The organism is Paenibacillus sp. BT-177 (genome assembly GCF_025846815.2).
Lineage (GTDB): Bacteria > Bacillota > Bacilli > Paenibacillales > Paenibacillaceae > Paenibacillus > Paenibacillus polymyxa_C.
On record NZ_JAOYTP010000048.1, the window covers coordinates 1 to 571 of the forward strand.

Sequence of the window (571 nt, forward strand, 5' to 3'; positions counted from 1 at the left end):
CGAGGACAGTGTCAGGTGGGCAGTTTGACTGGGGCGGTCGCCTCCTAAAGAGTAACGGAGGCGCCCCAAGGTTCCCTCAGAATGGTTGGAAATCATTCGAAGAGTGCAAAGGCAGAAGGGAGCTTGACTGCGAGACCTACAAGTCGAGCAGGGACGAAAGTCGGGCTTAGTGATCCGGTGGTACCGCATGGAAGGGCCATCGCTCAACGGATAAAAGCTACCCTGGGGATAACAGGCTTATCTCCCCCAAGAGTCCACATCGACGGGGAGGTTTGGCACCTCGATGTCGGCTCATCGCATCCTGGGGCTGAAGTAGGTCCCAAGGGTTGGGCTGTTCGCCCATTAAAGCGGTACGCGAGCTGGGTTCAGAACGTCGTGAGACAGTTCGGTCCCTATCTGTCGTGGGCGTAGGAAATTTGAGAGGAGCTGTCCTTAGTACGAGAGGACCGGGATGGACGTACCGCTGGTGTACCAGTTGTTCCGCCAGGAGCACCGCTGGGTAGCTATGTACGGAAGGGATAAGCGCTGAAAGCATCTAAGCGTGAAGCCCCCCTCAAGATGAGATTTCCCA

The 571-nt window shown here is 56.6% G+C and carries 1 rRNA gene; it reads left to right on the top strand.

Annotation, left to right across the window (positions count from 1 at the left end):
* Positions 1-571 (top strand): 23S ribosomal RNA (locus OIU26_RS25885); the annotation flags it as partial.